At 66.4% G+C, this 18816-nt stretch carries 21 protein-coding genes; 10 read left to right on the forward strand and 11 right to left on the reverse strand.

Annotation, left to right across the window (positions count from 1 at the left end; all coding sequences use genetic code 11):
* Positions 1-42 precede the first annotated feature (42 nt).
* The gene (locus BTJ49_RS15560) at positions 43-237 is read left to right on the forward strand and encodes a hypothetical protein (protein WP_146742340.1); all 195 of its coding nucleotides are present in this window, start codon (positions 43-45) and stop codon (positions 235-237) included.
* A 96-nt stretch (positions 238-333) separates the two neighbouring features.
* A complete protein-coding gene (locus BTJ49_RS12715; protein WP_168184744.1) occupies positions 334-741 on the forward strand; it encodes a glutaredoxin family protein in 408 nt (135 codons plus the stop codon).
* Positions 742-750: 9 nt separating this feature from the next.
* Here the strand turns inward: BTJ49_RS12715 and BTJ49_RS12720 are convergent, their stop codons facing one another.
* Positions 751-2010: a 6-phosphofructokinase gene (locus tag BTJ49_RS12720; RefSeq protein ID WP_113065779.1), complete on the reverse strand. Its 1260-nt coding sequence runs from the start codon at positions 2008-2010 to the stop codon at positions 751-753.
* Between the two features lie 149 nt (positions 2011-2159).
* On the opposite strand from BTJ49_RS12720, the gene BTJ49_RS12725 reads away from it, so the two are divergent.
* The 5 genes from BTJ49_RS12725 to BTJ49_RS12745 all read left to right on the forward strand — a co-directional run bounded on the left by BTJ49_RS12725 (position 2160) and on the right by BTJ49_RS12745 (position 7169).
* Positions 2160-2744, forward strand: a complete 585-nt coding sequence (locus BTJ49_RS12725) for an adenylate kinase (protein ID WP_113065780.1) — start codon at positions 2160-2162, stop codon at positions 2742-2744.
* Positions 2744-4147 carry a UDP-N-acetylmuramate:L-alanyl-gamma-D-glutamyl-meso-diaminopimelate ligase gene (gene mpl, locus BTJ49_RS12730; RefSeq protein ID WP_113065781.1) on the forward strand — a complete coding sequence of 468 codons (1404 nt, stop codon included), beginning with the start codon at positions 2744-2746 and terminating at the stop codon, positions 4145-4147. Before BTJ49_RS12725 ends, mpl begins: the two co-directional genes overlap by 1 nt.
* Before the next feature lie 42 nt (positions 4148-4189).
* The gene (locus BTJ49_RS12735) at positions 4190-4795 is read left to right on the forward strand and encodes an LON peptidase substrate-binding domain-containing protein (RefSeq protein WP_113065782.1); all 606 of its coding nucleotides are present in this window, start codon (positions 4190-4192) and stop codon (positions 4793-4795) included.
* 52 nt (positions 4796-4847) lie between these two features.
* A complete protein-coding gene (locus BTJ49_RS12740; protein WP_113065783.1) occupies positions 4848-5672 on the forward strand; it encodes an NAD(P)-dependent oxidoreductase in 825 nt (274 codons plus the stop codon).
* A gap of 120 nt (positions 5673-5792) precedes the next feature.
* On the forward strand, positions 5793-7169 hold the full coding sequence (locus BTJ49_RS12745) for a sigma-54 dependent transcriptional regulator (protein ID WP_113065784.1): 1377 nt from the start codon (positions 5793-5795) through the stop codon (positions 7167-7169).
* Positions 7170-7206: 37 nt separating this feature from the next.
* Here BTJ49_RS12745 and BTJ49_RS12750 read toward each other — a convergent pair whose 3' ends face one another.
* From BTJ49_RS12750 to BTJ49_RS12775, 6 genes are all read right to left on the reverse strand, one after another.
* The gene (locus BTJ49_RS12750) at positions 7207-8445 is read right to left on the reverse strand and encodes a hypothetical protein (protein WP_240151783.1); all 1239 of its coding nucleotides are present in this window, start codon (positions 8443-8445) and stop codon (positions 7207-7209) included.
* Positions 8446-8572: 127 nt separating this feature from the next.
* On the reverse strand, positions 8573-9382 hold the full coding sequence (locus tag BTJ49_RS12755) for a hypothetical protein (protein ID WP_146742341.1): 810 nt from the start codon (positions 9380-9382) through the stop codon (positions 8573-8575).
* Positions 9383-9405: 23 nt separating this feature from the next.
* Positions 9406-10104 carry a C39 family peptidase gene (locus BTJ49_RS12760; RefSeq protein ID WP_113065787.1) on the reverse strand — a complete coding sequence of 233 codons (699 nt, stop codon included), beginning with the start codon at positions 10102-10104 and terminating at the stop codon, positions 9406-9408.
* A 105-nt stretch (positions 10105-10209) separates the two neighbouring features.
* Positions 10210-11382 carry an adhesin gene (locus BTJ49_RS12765; RefSeq protein WP_146742342.1) on the reverse strand — a complete coding sequence of 391 codons (1173 nt, stop codon included), beginning with the start codon at positions 11380-11382 and terminating at the stop codon, positions 10210-10212.
* A gap of 51 nt (positions 11383-11433) precedes the next feature.
* Positions 11434-12069, reverse strand: a complete 636-nt coding sequence (locus BTJ49_RS12770; RefSeq protein ID WP_240601831.1) for a hypothetical protein — start codon at positions 12067-12069, stop codon at positions 11434-11436.
* A gap of 11 nt (positions 12070-12080) precedes the next feature.
* Complete coding sequence (locus tag BTJ49_RS12775) at positions 12081-12599, reverse strand: hypothetical protein (protein ID WP_113065789.1); 519 nt, start codon at positions 12597-12599, stop codon at positions 12081-12083.
* A gap of 380 nt (positions 12600-12979) precedes the next feature.
* Here BTJ49_RS12775 and BTJ49_RS12780 point away from each other — a divergent pair, with 380 nt between their 5' ends.
* Both BTJ49_RS12780 and BTJ49_RS12785 read left to right on the forward strand, forming a co-directional pair.
* Positions 12980-13402 (forward strand): VOC family protein, encoded by a 423-nt coding sequence (locus BTJ49_RS12780; RefSeq protein WP_113065790.1) that lies wholly within the window; start codon positions 12980-12982, stop codon positions 13400-13402.
* Between the two features lie 83 nt (positions 13403-13485).
* On the forward strand, positions 13486-14736 hold the full coding sequence (locus tag BTJ49_RS12785) for an acetylornithine/succinylornithine family transaminase (RefSeq protein WP_113065791.1): 1251 nt from the start codon (positions 13486-13488) through the stop codon (positions 14734-14736).
* A 48-nt stretch (positions 14737-14784) separates the two neighbouring features.
* On the opposite strand, the gene BTJ49_RS12790 is transcribed toward BTJ49_RS12785, so the two are convergent.
* From BTJ49_RS12790 to BTJ49_RS12800, 3 genes are read right to left on the reverse strand one after another with little or no spacing between them, the layout of a single operon-like run.
* Complete coding sequence (locus tag BTJ49_RS12790) at positions 14785-15666, reverse strand: ion transporter (protein ID WP_113065792.1); 882 nt, start codon at positions 15664-15666, stop codon at positions 14785-14787.
* A 3-nt stretch (positions 15667-15669) separates the two neighbouring features.
* Positions 15670-16959 carry a glutamate-1-semialdehyde 2,1-aminomutase gene (hemL, locus tag BTJ49_RS12795; protein WP_113065793.1) on the reverse strand — a complete coding sequence of 430 codons (1290 nt, stop codon included), beginning with the start codon at positions 16957-16959 and terminating at the stop codon, positions 15670-15672.
* Positions 16956-17597, reverse strand: coding sequence for a thiamine phosphate synthase (locus tag BTJ49_RS12800; protein ID WP_113065794.1), 642 nt, complete (start codon positions 17595-17597; stop codon positions 16956-16958). Before BTJ49_RS12800 ends, hemL begins: the two co-directional genes overlap by 4 nt.
* Before the next feature lie 93 nt (positions 17598-17690).
* Here BTJ49_RS12800 and BTJ49_RS12805 point away from each other — a divergent pair, with 93 nt between their 5' ends.
* Complete coding sequence (locus BTJ49_RS12805) at positions 17691-17888, forward strand: rubredoxin (protein ID WP_113065795.1); 198 nt, start codon at positions 17691-17693, stop codon at positions 17886-17888.
* A gap of 231 nt (positions 17889-18119) precedes the next feature.
* Here BTJ49_RS12805 and BTJ49_RS12810 read toward each other — a convergent pair whose 3' ends face one another.
* A complete protein-coding gene (locus BTJ49_RS12810) occupies positions 18120-18578 on the reverse strand; it encodes a DUF192 domain-containing protein (protein WP_113065796.1) in 459 nt (152 codons plus the stop codon).
* Positions 18579-18816 lie beyond the last annotated feature (238 nt).

Genomic DNA, 18816 nt, shown 5'->3' on the forward strand with positions numbered 1-18816 from the left:
AAAGGTCCCGAAAGGGATCGTGCGTGAATCAAGGAGGAAACCATGAAGATCAAGTTGCAATGGGTTTGTGCAAGTGCATTTGTGTTCGGGCTCGGGCTGGCGTCGGCGGCCATCGCCAGTGGTCCGACGCCGCCGCCGGGATTCGATCAGTGTGTGTCCGATTGCATGCAGGCCACCTGTCCGGGCGGGCTGTGCTCAGAGCAGCAGTATCTGTACTGCCAGGTGCAATGTCACTGAGCTGACATGGACAAGGAAGTGCGCGGCGCGGGTTCTTCCGCGCCGCGTATCCGGCACCCGCGCGTAGCGCGGATGCGCCGCGATGGAGTTTGTAACGTGAACATCAAGAGCATCGCCATTGTCGTGGCATTTCTGATTTTGGGACTCGGTGTCGGCTGGTACGGAGGGCCGGTGGTGTCGCGCTGGATGCATCCGGTCAAGCCGACCGTGGTCGCGGGGAATTTCAGCCAGCAGCTTCCGGCGAACGGACCGCGAGTGGTGATGTATTCACTGTCGACGTGTCCGCACTGCCGCGATGCGCGTGCTTATTTCAAGGCGCACGGCATCGCCTACGAGGATCGCGTGATCGATCAGTCGAAGAAGGCGATGAAGGCTTTCGAACAACTGCACGAACGCGGCGTGCCGGTGATCTTCACCCCGAGTCACGAAGTGCGAGGCTTCGACCGCAAGGGCTTGACGTCCGTCCTCAAGAAGGAAGGCTTGTTGCTTGGCACCGCTTCCTGAGCGGACCGCTCATACACCACCGTCCCAGGGCGCGAGCTTCTTCGCGACAGCGACACGCTTCAGCACGGCGTGCAGCGGTAGGCCGTCCTTGCCGCAGGGGACGGGTGCCTCGCCACGGATCAACGGGGCGAGATAGCGTCGCGCGGCGGCGGTGATGGCGAAGCCGTCGCGGCTGAGGAAGCTCTTGGGCATCTTCTTCTCGCGGTTGGCGATGCGCGCCAGCGGCGCCGCCGCGATCTTCCAGCGGTACGGGCTGTCACGGCCGCGCAGGATCACCGGCATCACGGCATTCATGCCATCCAGCGCGTACTCGACGGCGGCCTTGCCGACGGCCTGCGCCTGCATCAGGTCGGTGGCCGAGGCGGCGTGTCGCGCCGAGCGCTGCAGATAATCCGGCACTGCCCAGTGCACCTTCATGCCCAGTTTCTCGTTGACCATCTGCGCCAGCAGCGGCGCGACGCCGCCGAGCTGGGCGTGACCGAAGGCGTCCCGACCGCCGGTGTCCGACAGCAGCGTGCCGTCCGCGTCGCGGATGCCCTCGGAGGCGACCACGGTGCAGTAGCCGACGCGCTCGACGGTGGCCTTCACTTTGGCCAGGAAGGCCTTGGGCTCGAAGCTGCGTTCCGGGAACAGGATCACGTGCGGCGGCGTGTCGCCGCCTTCGCCGGCGAGGCCCGCGGAGGCGGCGATCCAGCCGGCGTTGCGGCCCATCACCTCGAGGATGAACACCTTGGTCGAGGTCTCGCTCATGGACGCCACGTCGAGGCTGGCCTCGCGCACCGACAGCGCCGTGTAGCGCGCCACCGAGCCGAAGCCGGGGCAGCAGTCGGTGACGACGAGATCGTTGTCGACGGTCTTGGGCACGCCGATGCAGTGGATTTCGTGGCCGTATTCGCGGCCCAGGCGCGAGAGCTTGAGCGCGGTGTCGGCCGAGTCGTTGCCGCCGTTGTAGAGGAACCAGCGGATGTCGTGCGCCTTCATGACCTCCATCAGACGCACGTATTCGGAGTCGTCCGTGGCCGGCGGTTTCAGCTTGTAACGGCATGAACCGAAGGCGCCGCCGGGGGTGTGGTGGAGGGCGGCGATGGCCGATTTGCTCTCGCGCGAGGTGTCGATCAGGTCCTCGCGCAGCGCGCCGAGAATGCCGTTGCGCGCGGCGTAGACCTTCACGCCGTGACTGCGCGCGGTCTCGATGACGGCGGCGGCCGTGGCGTTGATGACGGCGGTGACGCCGCCGGACTGGGCGTAGAGCAGTTTTCCCTTGGCCATGTCGATCCGATTCCTGCTGTGAGACGGGGTGCGGTGCGCCGGCCGCGGGTTTGACTGTCCTGGGCGCAAAGGCTACCTTGAACTCCATTTTTTCCAGAGTCCAGCGCGTCGTCGGGAGAGGACGTGCGAGGCACTTCATTGGAGCGATCATGCGACTCGTGCTACTCGGTGCACCCGGCTCGGGCAAGGGGACCCAGGCTTCGCGGTTGAAGAAGGAACTGGACGTTCCGCACATTTCCACGGGCGACCTGCTGCGTGCGGCGGTGGCCGCCGGCACGCCGCTGGGCCGCAAGGCCAAGGCGGTGATGGACGCCGGCCAGCTGGTGTCCGACGACATCATGCTCGGCATGCTGGAAGAGCGCCTGTCGCAGACCGACGCGCGCAACGGTTTCATCCTCGACGGCTACCCGCGCAACCTGGCCCAGGTCGAGGCGCTGGATGGCCTGCTGCAGCGCCTGAACCAGCCGCTGGACGCCGTGGTGAAGCTGGAAGTGCCGTCCGAGGAGATCGTCGGGCGCTGCGAGATCCGCTTCAAGGCCGAAGGCCGCGCCGACGACAATCCCGAGGTCGTGCGCAAGCGTCTGGCCGTCTACGCAGAGCAGACTGCCCCGGTGGCCGACTGGTACCAGCGTCACGGTATGCTCAAGGTCGTCGACGGCGTGGGCGAGCTGGACGCGGTGTTCCAGCGCATCCTGGCCGTGCTGCCGGGCGATCGCGTCGCCGCCAACGGCTGATGCGTCTGCACATTCTCGGTATCTGCGGCACCTTCATGGGCGGCGCCGCCGCGCTCGCTCGCGAGCTGGGGCATGCCGTCGAGGGGTCCGACGCCAACGTCTACCCGCCGATGAGCGACCAGCTCGAGGCGCTGGGCATCACCCTGCGTCAGGGCTACCGCGCCGAGCATCTGCAGCCGGCGCCGGACCTGACCATTGTCGGCAACGCCATGAAACGCGGGCTGCCCGTGGTCGAGTACATGCTCGACGAGCGGCTGCCGTACATTTCCGGCCCGCAGTGGCTGGGCGAGAACGTGCTGGCCGCGCGCGACACGCTGATCGTTGCCGGCACCCACGGCAAGACCACCACGTCGAGCCTGTTGGCGCACCTGCTGGAGTGGGACGGTCTGCAGCCGGGCTTCCTGATCGGCGGCGTGCCGGGCAATTTCGAGGTGTCGGCACGGCTGGGCGGTCCCGAACCGTCGCGCGCCGCCGAGGCGCCGTTCGTGATCGAAGCCGACGAATACGACACCGCGTTCTTCGACAAGCGTTCGAAGTTCGTGCATTACCGCCCGCATATCGCCGTGCTGAACAATCTCGAATACGACCACGCCGACATCTTCCCCGACGTGGCCGCGATCCAGCGCCAGTTCCATCATCTGGTGCGCATCGTGCCGGGCAACGGCCGACTGATCGTCAATGCCGAAGATGCGCGCCTGGCCGAAGTGCTGGAAATGGGCTGCTGGACGCCGGTGGAGACCTTCGGCATCGACGCCGGCCACTGGCGCGCGCGGCTGCTGGCCGACGACGGCAGCCATTTCGAAGTCCGACGCGGCGACGAAGTGCTGGGTGAGATCGACTGGCCGCTGCTGGGCCGTCACAACGTGATGAACGCGCTGGCCGCACTGGCCGCCGCCACGGCGCAGGGCTGCGACCCGGTCGCGCTGCTGCCGGCGTTCGCGGACTTCGCCAACGTCAAGCGCCGCATGGAGACCATTGCCGAAGTCGATGGCGTGCATGTGTACGACGATTTCGCGCATCATCCGACGGCCATCGCCACCACGCTGGCCGGTCTGCGCGCGAAGGTCGGCGACGCGCGCATCGTGGTCGCGCTGGAGCCGCGTTCGAATTCCATGCGCCAGGGCGCGCACGCGGATGCGCTGGCGCCGTCGCTGGCCGATGCCGATCAGGTCGTGTTCCTGCAGCGCGCCGGTCTGCCGTGGGATGCGGCGAAGGTGACGTCGGCCCTGCAGGGGCGCGGGCATGTCGCGCCCAGCGTCGATGCATTGCTGGAAGCGCTGAAGTTCGCCGTGCGCCGCGGCGACCATGTGGTGTTCATGTCCAACGGCGGATTCGAGGATGCGCCGCGCCGCTTTGCCTCCGCCCTTCGTGTGCACTCGCACGTCGGCGGCGGCGTCTCCTAGGATCTCCCTGGCGCTTCGCGCCGGGGCCGATAGACTTGGGATATGGCTTCGTCCGTTTCGTCCATCTCCGATCTGCCGCTGTTTCCGTTGTCCGCGGTGCTGTTTCCGTCCGGACAGCTGCGTCTTCGGGTGTTCGAGCCGCGCTATCTGGACCTGGTGCGCGAATGCACGCAGCGTGACGCGCCCTTCGGTGTGTGCCTGATTCTGGAGGGCCAGGAAGCGGGGGAGCCGGCGGTGCCGGCCGCCGTGGGCACGCTCGCGCGCATCACCGATTTCTTCACCGACGCTGGCGGCATCCTGGGTATTCATGCGAAGGGACAGGATCGTTTCCGCGTCGAACGCGTGCACATGCGCGACAACGGCCAGTTGCGCGGCGATGTGCGTTGCTGGGAGCCGGAGCCGGAAACGTCGATACCGGCCGAATTCGTGCTGCTGGCCGATATCCTGCACCGCCTTGTCGAGCAGGCGGCGCCGCATTGGCGCGATGCGCCGCAGACCTGCTACGACCAGGCGTCCTGGGTCGGTTATCGTCTGGCCGAGCTGCTACCGCTGGATCCAGCCGAGCGGCAGATGCTGCTGGAACTGCGCGATCCGGTCGAGCGTCTGGCCGAGCTGCGCGACGCGCTGCCGCGATTCCAGCGTGAGTAGCGACCGACGGTCAGGCGCGTACACTCACGATTTTCACAACGATGGAACGCGCATGAGCGGACTTTCCGGCAAGACCCTGTTCATCACCGGTGCTTCGCGCGGGATTGGGCTCGCGATCGCCGTGCGCGCTGCGCGCGACGGCGCCAACGTGGTCGTCGCGGCCAAGAGCGGCGTGCCCAATCCCAAGCTGCCCGGCACCATCCATACCGCGGCCGAGGCGATCGAGGCCGCCGGCGGCAAGGCCTTGCCGATCAAGCTGGACATCCGCGACGAAAAGGCGGTTGCCGATGCCATGGCGCGGGCGGCGGACCATTTCGGCGGTCTCGACATTCTGGTCAACAACGCCAGCGCGATCTGGCTGGCCGGCATCGAGAAGACGCCGATGAAGCGCTTCGATCTGATGCAGCAGGTCAACGCGCGCGGCACCTTTGTCTGTGCGCAGGCAGCGCTGCCCTATCTGCGCAAGGCCGCCAATCCGCACATCCTGAGTCTCGCGCCGCCGCCCACGCTGGACCCGAAGTGGTGGGGGCCGCACACCGGTTACACCCTGGCCAAGATGGGCATGAGCTTCGTCACGCTCGGCCTGGCCGCGGAGCTCGGACCGCAGGGCATCGGCGTACACGCACTGTGGCCGCGTACCGTGATCGCGACCGCGGCGCTGGCCATGCTGGGCGATGCGGTGCAGCCCCGTCATTGCCGCCGTCCGGAGATCGTCGCCGATGCCGCGCATGCTTTGCTCTGTCGCCCCGCAGAGGAGTGCAATGGCCGGTTCTCGATCGACGAGGAGGTCCTGCGCGAAGCGGGCGTGACCGATTTCTCGAGCTATGCCGTCGAACCGGGACAAACCCTGCTGCCGGACCTTTTTCTGGACGAATGACTGAAAGTCATAGCCCGGCTGTGGAATGGATGTTCCGTTGGCGCTGCGCGATGCTGATCAGACGTCACGTCGCAGGTGGGACAACGCGGCGTATGGGGTCACGAAGCGGAGGCATCGTTCATGCTCGAACCGGCGCAATGCAGGCGCAAGACGGTCTGGCTCGGCCAGGCCGATGCGGCGCACCGAGACGAACTGGATCAAGCCGGGTGGGACTTGCTCGAGCTGGATCCGCAGGCGGATATCGAGGGCACGCTCGCACGGAGTGCGGCGACTGTCGGTGTGATCGATCTGCGCGGTCATGACGGTCAGCACCTTGCTCGTCTGGAAGCCTTGCTCGCGGCCCACCCCGAAAAGCGCTGGGTGGCCCTGGTCTGCACGCAGGCGTTGATGCATGCGAGTGTGACGGCATTGGTGCGTGCGGGATGTTTCGACTACGTCACCATGCCGGGGGCCTCGAATCGCCTGGTCGATGCGCTGGGTCATGCCTGGGGCATGGCGCGTCTGAGCGAGGGGCATCGTGAAGAGCATGCGGACGACGCCTTCGAGGGCATGCTCGGCTGTAGCCCGCCCATGCACAAGCTGGCCGCCCGGATCGCGAAATTTGCACCGGTTGACGTGCCCGTACTCATCACTGGCGAGACCGGCACCGGCAAGGAAGTGGCCGCGCGCGCACTGCATCGGCGCTCGACGCGTTGCGAGGGGCCGTTCGTGGCGATCAACTGCGGCGCTTTGCCGGCGAACCTGGTGCAGTCGGAACTGTTCGGTCACGAACGCGGCGCCTTCACCGGCGCGGGTGCCCGCAAGATCGGCCGTATCGAGGCTGCCGACGGCGGCGTGGTCTTCCTCGACGAGATCGGCGACCTGCCGCTGGACGCCCAGACCAACTTGTTGCGCGTTCTTCAGGAAGGCACGATCGAGCGGGTCGGCAGCTGCACGTCGATCCATCTGGATGTGCGTGTGATCGCCGCCACGCACGTGGATCTGGAAAAGGCCGTGGCCGAGGGGCGGTTCCGCGAGGACCTGTACTACCGGCTCAACGTGCTGCGCCTGCCGGTGCCGCCGCTGCGCGATCGCGGCACGGACATTCTGCGTCTGGCGAGGCATTTCCTGGATGCCTTCCGCCGCAAGCATGCAGCGGGCACGCATGTGCGCGATTTCGGCCCGGAAGCCGAGGCTGCGATGTGCGCGTTCCCGTGGCCGGGCAATGTGCGCGAGCTGATGAACCGCGTGCGTCGCGCCGCGGTGGTGGCCGAAGCGCCGCTGATCAGCGCGGCGGACCTGGATCTGGCCGCACGTCCGGCCGCGGCGCCGATCTCCGTGCACGCGTCCACGTTGGATCGCGCCCGCGCGCACGCCGAGCGCGAAGCCATCGTCGCCTGTCTGCGCGCCAGCCGCTTCAACGTCAGCGAGTGCGCGCGCCGTCTGCAGGTATCGCGGGTGACGGTCTACCGTCTGTGCAAGAAATACCGCGTCACGCTGGACACGACCACGCACTGAACGGCGTGGATCGCGTCGATGCCAGCGTGATGACGCTTCAGAACGTGTAGGGAATCTTCACGCTCAGCGTGACGTCCGGTGCGTCCGGCGTCAGGCCGATGCCCAGCAGGCTGACCAGCGTGGTGTGCTGGTTCAGCGCGTACGTCACGCCCATGTTGAAGGTCGCGGCGTGACCGTCGCTGCCGATCACCGAATTCCAGTCGCCGCCGCGCGGCCGCACGCGCGCCTTGGCATTGATGCGGTCGTTGAAGGACAGGCTCAGGCTGGTGCGCTCGTTGAAGGCGAACGCCACGCCGCCGCCGAGGGTGTAGACATTGCCAAGCTGCACGCGGCCCGGGTTGAGCGTGTCGGGATTGTTGTCGAGATCGTTGAAGTCGCGCGACAGACTGTGGGCGATGCCGATGTTGCCGAACAGGATCGCCGGGTCCAGCGTCTTCACCATCGACACGCCGAGATTTGCGGTCCACATGCCGTTGCCGGTGGGCTGTTCGCTGGGCACTGCGAAGCGTACGAACTGGTCGTTGTCGCGCTCCAGGACGCGCCAGTCGATGCCGTACGGGTGGCGTCCGGTCGGCGCGGTGACGCCGAAGGTGAGCACGGTGTCGGGTCGGCTCGCGGTTTCCGGAAGCATGCGGTAGTTGACGCTCAGTGAGGCATCGCCGATGTGGCTGCCGAACACCTTCTGCTCGGCCGTGGCGGCCGCCGAGCCGCCGGCGCCGCCCTTCTGGTAGGTGGTGCGGCGGGCCAGGTACGGCACGTCGAGATTCAGTGTCCAGCGCGGGCTGAGACCGTAGCGTGCGGCGAAGTTGTAGGTCAGCGTATCGGATTCGACATTCTCGACCGCGATGTTGCCGAGGAAGATCGCGTCGAGGGCGAGAAACCCGTTCAGCGTGAGCTGCTTGCGGTCGTAGCGTGCGTAGGTCAGACCGTTCTCGAGGGTGAGCTTGCGATCGAACACCGCGTGCTCCTGCTGCAGCACGTCCTCGACGCTGCGCGAGGGCTTGGCGTCTTCGCCGGTGCTGCCCTGGGCGTTGCGGATCGGCTGCGTTCCGGAGGCGTCGCCGGTCCGCGCGACTTGCTGCGGAGGCTGGCCGGGAGCCGGGCGCGCGGGCAATGGCTGATTGGTGGTGCGTCCCGCGAGGCGCGCTTCCAGCGCCTGCACCTGGGCGTCGAGGTCGCGCAGGCGGCGCACCTGGTCGGCGTACCCGGCCTTCAGCGCCTGCAGCTGCGCCATCAGGGTGCGCACCTCCGCCTGTTCCTTCTCCGGGGCCGACATGGTGTTCGTCGGCGCCGCAGTCTGAGCCCATGCACCTGCCGGTAGCGCCAGCGCGATGGAGGCGGCCAACAGGGTCCGCCCAAGCCGTGCCTTGTTGCGATTGCCAATCATGTGTTGTGTCCCCTGTTCAATAGGTCAGGCCGATACCGCGTACCTGATTGATCGACTGCGCGAAATCGCGGCTGAGGCTGACGTTGCTGGCCAGCGAACGCTGCACCAGGTCGATCTGCATGCTGTTGTGCACGCGCTGGCCGTCGGCGCCGAGTGCGATGACCTGGCCCAGGCTGCCGCTGCGGATCCACTGCTGCACCTGGCCCTGACCGGCAATGCTGAGCGCCACGCGGGCGCCGCTGCCGTCAATGCGGGCGGTGGCCGTGGCGTTGCCGTCGCGCACCGTGCTCTGCTGTGGCTGGCCGGTGAAGGTCGTGCCCGGTTGCTGGGCGACGCTGGGCGTGCCGACGTCGCGCTCGTTGCGCACCGTCACCGAGGTCACGTTGTCGGCGCTATTGGCGTCGCCCGCGACCTGCACGCCCTGCACCAGGCCGGACACGTTGTTCAGGCCCGAGCTGTCGACCGACCGGGTGGTGGTCGTGCCGTTGGCCGTAGTGGGAATGGGATTCGTGCTGACGATGGTGACCGTGGGCTGGAAGGTCACGGTGGGCGTGTTCTGGTCGTCGAAGCTCATGCCGACGGTCATCGCGCTCTGCAGCTGCTGGCCGCTGGTCGAGGTCCAGCTGCTGTTCATGGTGACGCCGAAGTAGGCCACCGTGCTGCTGCTGTCGCCGCCCGGTGTCCAGCGTCCGCGCATCTGGGCCAGTTCTTCGTCGCCGATCTCGCTCATTCCGTTGGCGGCCGGGGCATGCTCCATGGCCTGCACCTGGGCCGAGACGCCGGCGAAGCCGAGGGCGACGGTGACCAGTGATAGCGAAGTCTTCATGATGTGCTCCTGCACGCCGGCCGTCAGAACAGGTCGGCGTTGGTGAAGCCGAAATCCAGCAGTTCGGCGTCGGAAATGGGGCCGCGTCGCGCGAACAGGGCGCGTGCGCTGGGTTTCTGCATGGGTTTGAGCAATACGGTCTGGCGATCGAAGCCGCTGCCTATGACCACGAACAGCGCGCGCGACGGCCAGTCGCGGAGGAAATCCTTGAGTGGCAACGAACGGTTGCCGAGCATCGGGTCGGCGACTTCCACGGTGTTCTCGTGCACTTGCTTGAGCACGACGAAGTGGCTGAAGCCGTTGACGTTCATCAGCACGATCGTGGGCACACGCAGGGTGCGCAGGCGCTCGACGGTGACGCGGTAGCCGCGTCCGCGCAGCCCGAGGTTCTGAACGTAGTGCTTGATGTCGAGCAGCGAGAAGCCGCGCTTGGCGACCTCCTCGGGATCGGAGACACCCATCAGGCCCTGGATGACCAGGTGCTCGTCCACGTTCATGCCGTAGCCGTAGCGCAGAATCGTCGCCAGGGCTGCCGCGCCGCAGCTGTAATCGGTGCGTTGCCGCACGATGTAGCGATAGCGCGCTTCCTGCATGCTCTCCACGTTGCGCGCGTACAGCGCGCCGTTGGGCAGCACACCGGAGAACTGTACGTCGCCGCTGCGTGCCGGAACGGTCGCGGTCAGCGCACATACAAGTGCCAGGCAGGCGGTGAACAAGCGCATGGTGCAAGGCCTCGTGTCTCGATCTCGGTGTCCGAAAGTGCTCCCCGGCCGCGGGAGGAGCGGCCGGGGAGCGATCGCACCCAAAGGTGCGAGGATCATGCGGTGTTATTCACCACCGCCGCCGCCACCATTACCGGTGCTCGGCTGCGCAACGGCCATTGCCAGGCTGTTGGCCTGCTGGTTGCCGGTGCCGGCCGAGACATTGATGCCGATGTTGCCGGACGCGCCGCGGAAGGCGTTGCCGCCCAGCGATGCGGTGTTGGTGGTCGGCAGGTACGAGATCTGCAGGTAGTTCACCGTGCCGGACAGGTTGATGTTGTCCAGCGCGACGTCACCCGACTCCTCGAAGCCCAGGCCGCCCGAAGCGGACGAGTCGTCCGTGAAGCCGAAGGCCAGCGCACCGCCGTCGCCGTTCAGGTCCGAACCGCCTTGCGTCGCGGTATCGAGATCGATGTGGCCGGTCTGCGAACCCGCCGGATGCGCGTCGCCCGTCCAGGTATCCGGATAGACGTCGCCGATCTGGTCGACCGCACCGCTCAGACCGAGGTCGGCGCTGCCCTGGCCGCCACCGCTGTAGCTGCCGCTGCCGCTGCCGCTCAGCGAGACCTGTACCGAGGTCATGTAGACATCCTCGTACAGCGCGTTGATGGTCTCGTTGTGACCGGACGCCTGGTCGGAGGACACCGTGGCCTGCGCGAAGCTGCTGGTCGCCACGGAGGCGGCCATCGCATTCTTCTGCTGGTTGTTGTTGCCCGAGGTCACGTTCACGCCGATGTTGCCGGACGCGTCGCGGAACGCGCTGTTGCCGATCACGGCCTGGTTGGTGGTGGCCATGTTCAGGGTCTGGTTGAAGGAACCCTGCTGATCGACGAAGACTTCCGAGTCGGCCATGCCGAAGGTGAAGCTGGCGTCGGCCGCGGACAGCGCGGCGGCGTTGTCCTGCTGGTTGTTGTCGCCGGAAGCGACGTTCGCGCCGATGTTGCCGGAGGTCTCGCGGCCGGCGTTGCCGTCGACGTCCGAGTCATTGGTGACCATCTGATTCTCGACGTAGTTGGCGCCGTTGGTCTGACGGTTGTTGACGATGGAGACGGCGGCCGAGTCGACGTTGATCGTGCCGTCCACCTGCACGCGCCCGCGCAGGGTCACGTCGGAGTTCAGCGACACGTCCTTCTCGAAGCTGACACGGTCGTTGTTGCCCTGATGCGGGTCCGCGCTCTGCGCATACGCGCTGCCGCCGAACAACGTGGCGACGGCGATGGCCAGAACGGTTCGTTTCATGGTCTTGTTCATCGTGTTTCCCTCTCTCTGTCCTAGTGATCAGCTGGTTAGCTACTGCACGGGTTGCGAGATCGACAGATGCAACTGGTTGGCTGTTGCATTGGACGAACCCGCGACCTGATTGAGTTGCACGACGCCTCGAACCTCCTGCATGGCAGTCGATTCGACGGCGACGGAACGCTCCTTGCCGGCAGCCGCCGACGGAGCGGGGGAAGCGGTTCCCCCTGCGGACGCGGAGGCGGCGGCGATCCATGCGTCGCCGGCTTCGCGTATGCCCTGTCTGGCCAGCGCTGCGGTCACCACGTTCAGTTCCGCGTTGCCGGTGCCGCTGGCCTGATTGATGGAAAAAATGCCTTGTGCGCCCTGCATGGCGCGGCCGCCGATGCTGGCGCTGGCGATGTCGGGTGCGGTGGCGACGTTCGCCGTCCGCGATTGACCGGTGCGCACCTGGATCGCCGCGCGGTCGCCGATGGCGATGGCGTGGACGTTGGCCTGCTGGTTGAGGTCGCCCGCGGCCATGTTCACGCCGACCACGCCTTTCGCTTCGGACAGCGCCTGGCCGTCCATGCGGGTCTGCGTGAGGTAGTGCAGCATCTGCTGGTAGTTGTCGTCCTCGGCCTGTGCGGGCGTGGCCGCGAGCCAGGTCAGCGGGACGATTAGCAGAAAGGCGATACGGAGACAGCGCATGCGGATCGTCCTCAGCGGTTGCCCGGTTGCGTGGGCAGAGGCAGGGCGCTGAGCGCGCGCTGCACTTGCGAGTCGATACCACGCGTGGCGCTGCCGACGGTGCTCATCGGGTTGGTGCCGGGCGGTGCGTTGTTGTGCGACACCTGCGAAGAGCCGGTGCCGTTGCGCGTGGTGGTGCGGAGCAATTGCGTCACCCGAGCCCCGGTGACATGTCCGGCCGCGGCGGGGCTGGCACTGAGCGAGGCGATTTCCGCATCGCCGAGTTCGCCACCGGTGCCGAGCGCGCTCTCCAGTTCGCGATTGGGCTTCGGGTTGACGATCAGCGCAACGCCCGGCGGCTGGCTATGCGTGGCGTGGCGGGCCGGTACGTCGCGCAACAGGACCATTTCGCCGTGTTTGGCCTTCACCGCCTTGTGGGCGTCTCCGGCCTGGCTGGGTGCGGCGAGGGCGACCAGCATGCACATCGCCAGCGACGCACATGCGGCGCGTGCCGGGCGATGCGAGGCAGGGCGATGCGATTGAATGTCCATGTTGCGCTCCGTGCTTTTTGTCGGGCATGGAGTCGCAAGTTCGGTGCCATCCGACGCAAAGTGTTGAAGCGACATACTTTTGATGGAAATCGCGTGTTGTCCTGCCGGTGAATGTGTTGCATCCGTGCAACAGGCGTGAAGGTCGCGCGTCCTGCCGGAACGGCGTCAAAGGCCGTCGCGGCGGGGAATGCAAGGGGTGTTACGCTGATGCAACAGTTGACGCAGAGGTGTCGGTCGGCCGGTTGGCCATGCGAATCTGCCGTGCGGCCGATCTGTGGTTGCAGATGGCCTAGTACGGGTGACGGGTGCGCGTACCGCTTGCCCGCTGTGGCGACTCACCACGAATGTTGAAAACGATCTTTCCTGAGAGGATGTACCCGATGAAATTCCTGCACAGCATGGTGCGCGTGCGCGACCTGGACGCTTCGCTGCGATTCTTCTGCGAAGGATTGGGGTTGGTCGAATCGCGACGCAAGGACTACCCGCAGGGCAAGTTCACGCTGGTGTATCTGACGGCACCGGGCCAGTCCGATGTCGAGGTCGAGCTGACCCACAACTGGGATTCGGACGAGGATTACGGCTCGGCGCGCAACTTCGGCCACCTGGCCTTTGCCGTGGATGACATCTACGCGCTATGCGCGCACCTGCGAGACATGGGTGTGACCATCAATCGCCCGCCGCGTGATGGCCACATGGCTTTCGTGCGCTCGCCGGATCTGATCTCCGTCGAACTGCTGCAGAAGGGCGAGCCGCTGGCGCCGGCCGAGCCGTGGGCGTCGATGGAGAACACCGGAAGCTGGTGACCGATGCGCCGCTGAACTGCGGCGCACTGCATAATGGCTCTTCGCGGCGCCACAGTACGCGCTGCACGCTACGGAACGTCCCCATGCACGATGCCCCCGAAGGACACGCGCCCACCGCCGCTCTGACCGCCCTCGGGCAGCGCTACTACCTGCCCGTCTACCGTCCGCGCGAGCTGGTGCTCGACCGCGGCGAGGGATCGCGCGTGTGGGACGTCGAGGGACGCGATTACATCGATTTCGGCGGCGGCATCGCGGTCAACGCGCTGGGCCATCGGCATCCGGCGCTGCTCGCAGCGCTGACCGAGCAGGCGCAGAAGCTCTGGCACGTCAGCAACGTGTTCTACACCGAGCCGCCGCTGCGGCTGGCCGAGGCGTTGGTCGAAGCGACGGACTTCGCCGAGCGCGTGTTCCTGTGCAATTCCGGCGCCGAGGCCAACGAGGCGGCGATCAAGCTGGTGCGCAAGTGGGCCACGGCGCAGGGGCGCGCGCCGGAACGGCGCGTGATCCTCACGTTCGAGGGTTCTTTCCACGGCCGTACCCTGGCCACGGTCACCGCCACGGCACAGCCGAAATACCAGGCCGGCTACGAGCCGCTGCCGAGCGGATTCCGCTATCTCCCGTTCAACGATGCGGCAGCGGTGGAAGCGGCGATGCAGGCGGGCGACGTGGCCGCAATTCTGGTCGAGCCGGTGCAGGGCGAGGGCGGCGTGGTACCCGCCGCGCCCGGATTTCTGAAGCGTCTGCGCGAACTCTGCGACGCGCACGACGCGCTGCTGGTGCTGGACGAGATCCAGTGCGGCATGAGCCGTACCGGCACACTGTTCGCACACACGCAGGACGATGTGACGCCGGACATCGTCACGCTGGCCAAGGCGTTGGGCTGCGGCGTGCCGATCGGCGCGATGCTGGCCGGTGCGAAGGTCGCCGAGGTCATGGGCGTTGGCGCCCACGGAACCACGTTTGGCGGAAACCCGCTGGCGGCGGCCGTGGCGTGCGCAGCGCTGCGCGAATTGGACTCGGATACTTTGCGTGCCAACGTCGAGCGGCAGTCTGTCGTGCTGCGCGAGGCGCTGATGCAAAGGGGCGGGCAGCGCCTGTTCCGCGAAGTGCGCGGACGTGGTCTGATGCTGGGTGCTGTGCTGAAGCAGGATTTCGCAGGGCGTGCGGGGGAGATCCTCGACCATGCCGCGCGGCATGGTCTGCTGATCCTGCAGGCCGGTCCCGATGTGGTGCGGCTGGTGCCGGCGCTCAACATCGGCGACGCGGACGTGGCCGAAGGGCTGGAGCGTCTGTCCGCCGCGCTGGACGATTTTCTGGCAGCTTCCGGCGTCTGACGTGCGAGCGGATGCCCGTTGCTGGCACGGATGCCGCATCCGTGCGGGTCAGGCGGGTGGTGCGTCGTCGTCGTTGTCCTCAAGCATGGCACCGCAACCCCGGCAGTAGCGCGCATCGGTCTCGTGCCCGCTCAGGCCGCATTCCCCGCAGCGCCGCAACGTTTGTGCCGTGCGCAGGCCGGACGCCAGTTCGGCGGTGAAGATGCCGGTCGGCACCACGATGATGCTGTAGCCGATCAGGATGATGAACGAGGTTAGGAGCTGTCCCAGCGGCGTTGACGGCGTGATGTCGCCGAAGCCGACCGTGGTCATGGTGATGACCGCCCAGTACATCGACTGCGGAATCGAGGTGAAGCCGTGGCGCGGCCCCTCGATGAGGTACATCAGCGCGCCGAAGATCAGCACCAGGGTCAGGAACGTGCTGACGAACACCAGCACCTTGCGCCGGCTGCGAATCAGCGCCGTCCACAGCAGATCGGCCTCGCCGACGTAGCGGGTCAGCTTCAGCACGCGGAAGATGCGCAGGATGCGCAGCGCGCGGATCACCAGCAGGTACTGGCTGCCGGCCAATGCGAGGCTGATGTAGGTCGGCAGCACTGACAGCAAGTCGACCACGCCGAAGAAGCTGCGCGCGTAGCGCCACGGCCGCCGGACCACCCACAGCCGCACTAGGTATTCGGCGGTGAAAGCCAGGGTGAAGGTCCACTCGGCCAGGTAGAAAGCGGTGCCGTAGCGCGCGTGCAGGCTCTGCACCGAGTCCAGCATCGTGATCAGGATGCTGGCCACGATGGCCGCGATCAGGATCACGTCGAACAGGCGGCCGGGGCGGTCCTGGTGTCCGAAGATCACCTGGAACCAGCGCTCGCGCCAGGCCGCGCCGCCCGCCGGAGCGTGCGGTTCGAAACGATGGCGCGAGGGCTGGGTGGTCAAGGTTCAGGCTCCGGCGGCCAGTTCCGCCATGGCTTCATCGGCGGCGGCGAGCGTCTGCTCGATGTCGGCGTGGCTGTGCGCCGAGGACATGAAGCCGGCCTCGAATGCACTGGGCGCCAGATACACGCCACGCTCGAGCATGCCGTGGAAGAAGCGCTTGAACGCCTCGATATCGCAGGCGGTGACCTGTTCGAATCGTGTCACTGGGCCGGGGCCGAAGAACAGGCCGAACATGCCGCCCACGAGGTGCGTGCTGAAGGAGATACCGTGCTTGTCGGCCAGTTGCTGCATGCCGTTCACGAGCATGGCGCCCCTGTCTTCCAGTGCGCGATGGAAGTCTGGTTCGCGGACTAGCTCCAGCATCGCCAAACCGGCGGCCATCGCCACCGGATTGCCGCTCAGCGTGCCGGCCTGGTAGATCGGTCCGGTCGGCGCGATCTGCTGCATCAGTTCGCGCTTGCCACCGTAGGCACCGACCGGCATGCCGCCGCCGATGACCTTGCCGAAAGTGCTCAGATCCGGTGTCACGCCGTAGCGCGCCTGAGCACCGCCTGCGGCGACGCGGAAGCCGGTCATCACCTCGTCGAAGATCAGCACCGCGCCGTGCTGCGTGCACAGTTCGCGCAGACCTTCGAGGTAGCCGGTTTCGGGCGGCACGCAGTTCATGTTGCCGGCGACCGGCTCGATGATGAGTCCGGCGATCTCGGCGCCGTGTTCGGCGAACAGCGCTTTCGCGGCGTCGAGATCGTTGTAGGGCAGGGTCAGGGTCAGATCGGCGCTGGCCTTGGGCACGCCTGGCGAGGTCGGCACGCCGAAGGTCAGCGCGCCGGAACCGGCCTTGACCAGGAAGCTGTCGCCGTGGCCGTGGTAGCAGCCCTCGAATTTCACGATCTTGCCGCGTCCGGTCGCGCCGCGCGCCAGGCGGATCGCCGACATGGTCGCCTCGGTGCCCGAATTGACCATGCGCAGCATCTCCATCGATGGCACCATCGCGCGGATGGTCTCGGCCATGGTCACTTCCGCCGCGCACGGCGTGCCGAACGAAAGACCGTCGCGCACGGCCCGTTCTACAGCCTCGCGTACATTCGGGTGGTTGTGCCCGGCGATCATCGGTCCCCAGGAACCGACGTAGTCGATATAGCGCTTGCCTTCGACATCCCACAGATAGGCCCCTTCGGCGCGCTGCGTGAAGAACGGCTCGCCGCCGACGGAGTTGAAGGCACGGACGGGCGAGTTCACGCCGCCGGGCATGAGCGGTTGCGCGCGCTGGAACAGTTCGTGGTTGCTGGTCATGAAGAAACGGCTCGTGTTGCGTCGAACAGGGTATGGAAACGCCGGGCTGCAGCGCGCGGGTCGGTGGATCCGAACACGCCGGAGATCGACGCCAGGAAGTCCGCGCCCGCGGCGAGCAGTGCAGCGCCATTGTCCGGGGTGATGCCGCCGATTGCCACCACGGCCGGCCCCAGTGAGGCCGCTTCGCGCAGCAGTTCGGGCGACACTTGCCGCGCGTGCGGCTTGCTCGGGGATGGATGGAAGGCGCCGAACGACAGATAGTCGACATCCTTGGCTGCCATCGCTCGAGCGCGCTCGAGATCGCCATAGCACGACACGCCGATGATGGCGTCGGGACCGAGTGATGCGCGCACGGCGACCGGATCGTCGTCCATCGATCCGAGGTGCACTCCGGCCGCGCCGCTGGCGCGCATCAGATCGAGGTCGTGATCGATGATGACCGGGACGTTGAATGGCTGCGTCGCGGCCACCAGCGCACGGGCGATGTCCAGACGATGTGTGCTGTCCGAATGGAGATCGCGGTACTGCAGCATGCATGCGCCGCCATGCATGGCCTCGATCGCGCGATCGACGAGACCTTCGCACGGGCCGTTTGCGATGGCGTACAGACCGCCGGAGGGCAGGCGCGCAGCATTCATGCGGCATGCCTCGCGGAGGTTGGCTGTACCTCGGGCGCGCGAAGCTGCGACAATAGATCTTTCTTTTTTCCTATCACGGGTGTGGTTCCTTCGATGAGTGTCACCGGTTCCGAGGCAGTGGCTGCCCGCAAGTGGATGTGTGTAGTGTGCGGTTTCATCTATGACGAGGCCGAAGGTCTGCCCGAAGAGGGCATCGAGCCGGGCACGCGCTGGGAAGACATTCCCGATACCTGGACTTGCCCCGATTGTGGCGTGACCAAGGAAGACTTCGAGATGATCGAGATCGACTGATCCGTCATCCCGTGCGCCGATTCGGTCAGATCATTGCCCGAATCGGTCACTCCGGCGGCCGTGCGCCGCGGTTTCATGGCACTGCAGTTCCGACGCACGCTTCACGGAGGCAGCCATGAAACAGTTCATTCCTTTCGACGACGCCTGGCTCGATCATCCCGAGATGATGCCCGGGCCGCTGGTTCCCTATCAGGTGGGTCTGCCGTGCCGTCATGTCGATGAGGAGCGCGATCAGCGCACCGGTCCGATCGGACCTTCCAGCGAAAACGCGTCGCCAGTCTGGATGTCCAGCTGAGCGGCCGTCCCGGCGGCAAGTTCGAGCACATACATCGCCGGCTTGCCGCTGGGATACAGCGCGCACGGGTTCGCTTTGCAGGGCGGCACGTTCAGTTGCATGGAGACCAGCTTGCGGTCCTTGTCGAAGAACAGCATGTCCAGCGGGATGAGCGTGTTCTTCATCCAGAAGGTCTGCACTGCGTTGTACGGAAACACGAAGAGCATGCCGTGATCGGCCGCCATGTGCGTACGATGCATCAGGCCGAGGTCGCGCTGTGCATTGTTGGTCGCCAGTTCGACGTGGAACGTATGGTCGTGCAGCGTCAATACATGCGTTGCCGACGGAGGCGGTGCCGCGGCGCAGGCCCCGGCGAGAAGCGTCAGTACCAAGAGAAGCAGATAGCGTCGAATCATGTCGGGGCTCTTCAGCGTTTGATTTCAGGGCGGTTTCCGAGTGTAGCGCGCCCGCTTCGCAAAAAAGTTTCACATACCCCCTTCCCAGCTTCTGCCTGAGGGCGTATCATTCGCCGCCCGCACATCGCAGCGGCCGCTCGGAAGGGCGATCACCGCGACCGAAAATTTCCTTGAAAAAGGGTGTTGACGGAAACGGAAAGCGATGTAGAATGTGCGGCTCCCTCGGACGAAACGTCCT

This window comes from Oleiagrimonas sp. MCCC 1A03011 (assembly GCF_003267965.1).
Classification (GTDB): Bacteria; Pseudomonadota; Gammaproteobacteria; order Xanthomonadales; family Rhodanobacteraceae; genus Oleiagrimonas; species Oleiagrimonas citrea.

Excerpts from the sequence above, each read along its gene's own strand:
- BTJ49_RS12765 (WP_146742342.1), bottom strand. The coding sequence starts at position 11,382 with ATGAAACGAACCGTTCTGGCCATCGCCGTCGCCACGTTGTTCGGCGGC.
- BTJ49_RS12720 (WP_113065779.1), bottom strand. The coding sequence starts at position 2,010 with ATGGCCAAGGGAAAACTGCTCTACGCCCAGTCCGGCGGCGTCACCGCC.
- BTJ49_RS12810 (WP_113065796.1), bottom strand. The coding sequence starts at position 18,578 with ATGATTCGACGCTATCTGCTTCTCTTGGTACTGACGCTTCTCGCCGGG.
- BTJ49_RS12805 (WP_113065795.1), top strand. The coding sequence starts at position 17,691 with ATGAGTGTCACCGGTTCCGAGGCAGTGGCTGCCCGCAAGTGGATGTGT.
- BTJ49_RS12770 (WP_240601831.1), bottom strand. The coding sequence starts at position 12,069 with ATGCGCTGTCTCCGTATCGCCTTTCTGCTAATCGTCCCGCTGACCTGG.
- hemL (WP_113065793.1), bottom strand. The coding sequence starts at position 16,959 with ATGACCAGCAACCACGAACTGTTCCAGCGCGCGCAACCGCTCATGCCC.
- BTJ49_RS15560 (WP_146742340.1), top strand. The coding sequence starts at position 43 with ATGAAGATCAAGTTGCAATGGGTTTGTGCAAGTGCATTTGTGTTCGGG.
- BTJ49_RS12760 (WP_113065787.1), bottom strand. The coding sequence starts at position 10,104 with ATGCGCTTGTTCACCGCCTGCCTGGCACTTGTATGTGCGCTGACCGCG.
- BTJ49_RS12745 (WP_113065784.1), top strand. The coding sequence starts at position 5,793 with ATGCTCGAACCGGCGCAATGCAGGCGCAAGACGGTCTGGCTCGGCCAG.
- BTJ49_RS12725 (WP_113065780.1), top strand. The coding sequence starts at position 2,160 with ATGCGACTCGTGCTACTCGGTGCACCCGGCTCGGGCAAGGGGACCCAG.
- BTJ49_RS12740 (WP_113065783.1), top strand. The coding sequence starts at position 4,848 with ATGAGCGGACTTTCCGGCAAGACCCTGTTCATCACCGGTGCTTCGCGC.
- BTJ49_RS12755 (WP_146742341.1), bottom strand. The coding sequence starts at position 9,382 with ATGAAGACTTCGCTATCACTGGTCACCGTCGCCCTCGGCTTCGCCGGC.
- BTJ49_RS12780 (WP_113065790.1), top strand. The coding sequence starts at position 12,980 with ATGAAATTCCTGCACAGCATGGTGCGCGTGCGCGACCTGGACGCTTCG.
- BTJ49_RS12785 (WP_113065791.1), top strand. The coding sequence starts at position 13,486 with ATGCACGATGCCCCCGAAGGACACGCGCCCACCGCCGCTCTGACCGCC.
- BTJ49_RS12775 (WP_113065789.1), bottom strand. The coding sequence starts at position 12,599 with ATGGACATTCAATCGCATCGCCCTGCCTCGCATCGCCCGGCACGCGCC.
- BTJ49_RS12800 (WP_113065794.1), bottom strand. The coding sequence starts at position 17,597 with ATGAATGCTGCGCGCCTGCCCTCCGGCGGTCTGTACGCCATCGCAAAC.
- BTJ49_RS12735 (WP_113065782.1), top strand. The coding sequence starts at position 4,190 with ATGGCTTCGTCCGTTTCGTCCATCTCCGATCTGCCGCTGTTTCCGTTG.
- BTJ49_RS12750 (WP_240151783.1), bottom strand. The coding sequence starts at position 8,445 with ATGTCGGCCCCGGAGAAGGAACAGGCGGAGGTGCGCACCCTGATGGCG.
- mpl (WP_113065781.1), top strand. The coding sequence starts at position 2,744 with ATGCGTCTGCACATTCTCGGTATCTGCGGCACCTTCATGGGCGGCGCC.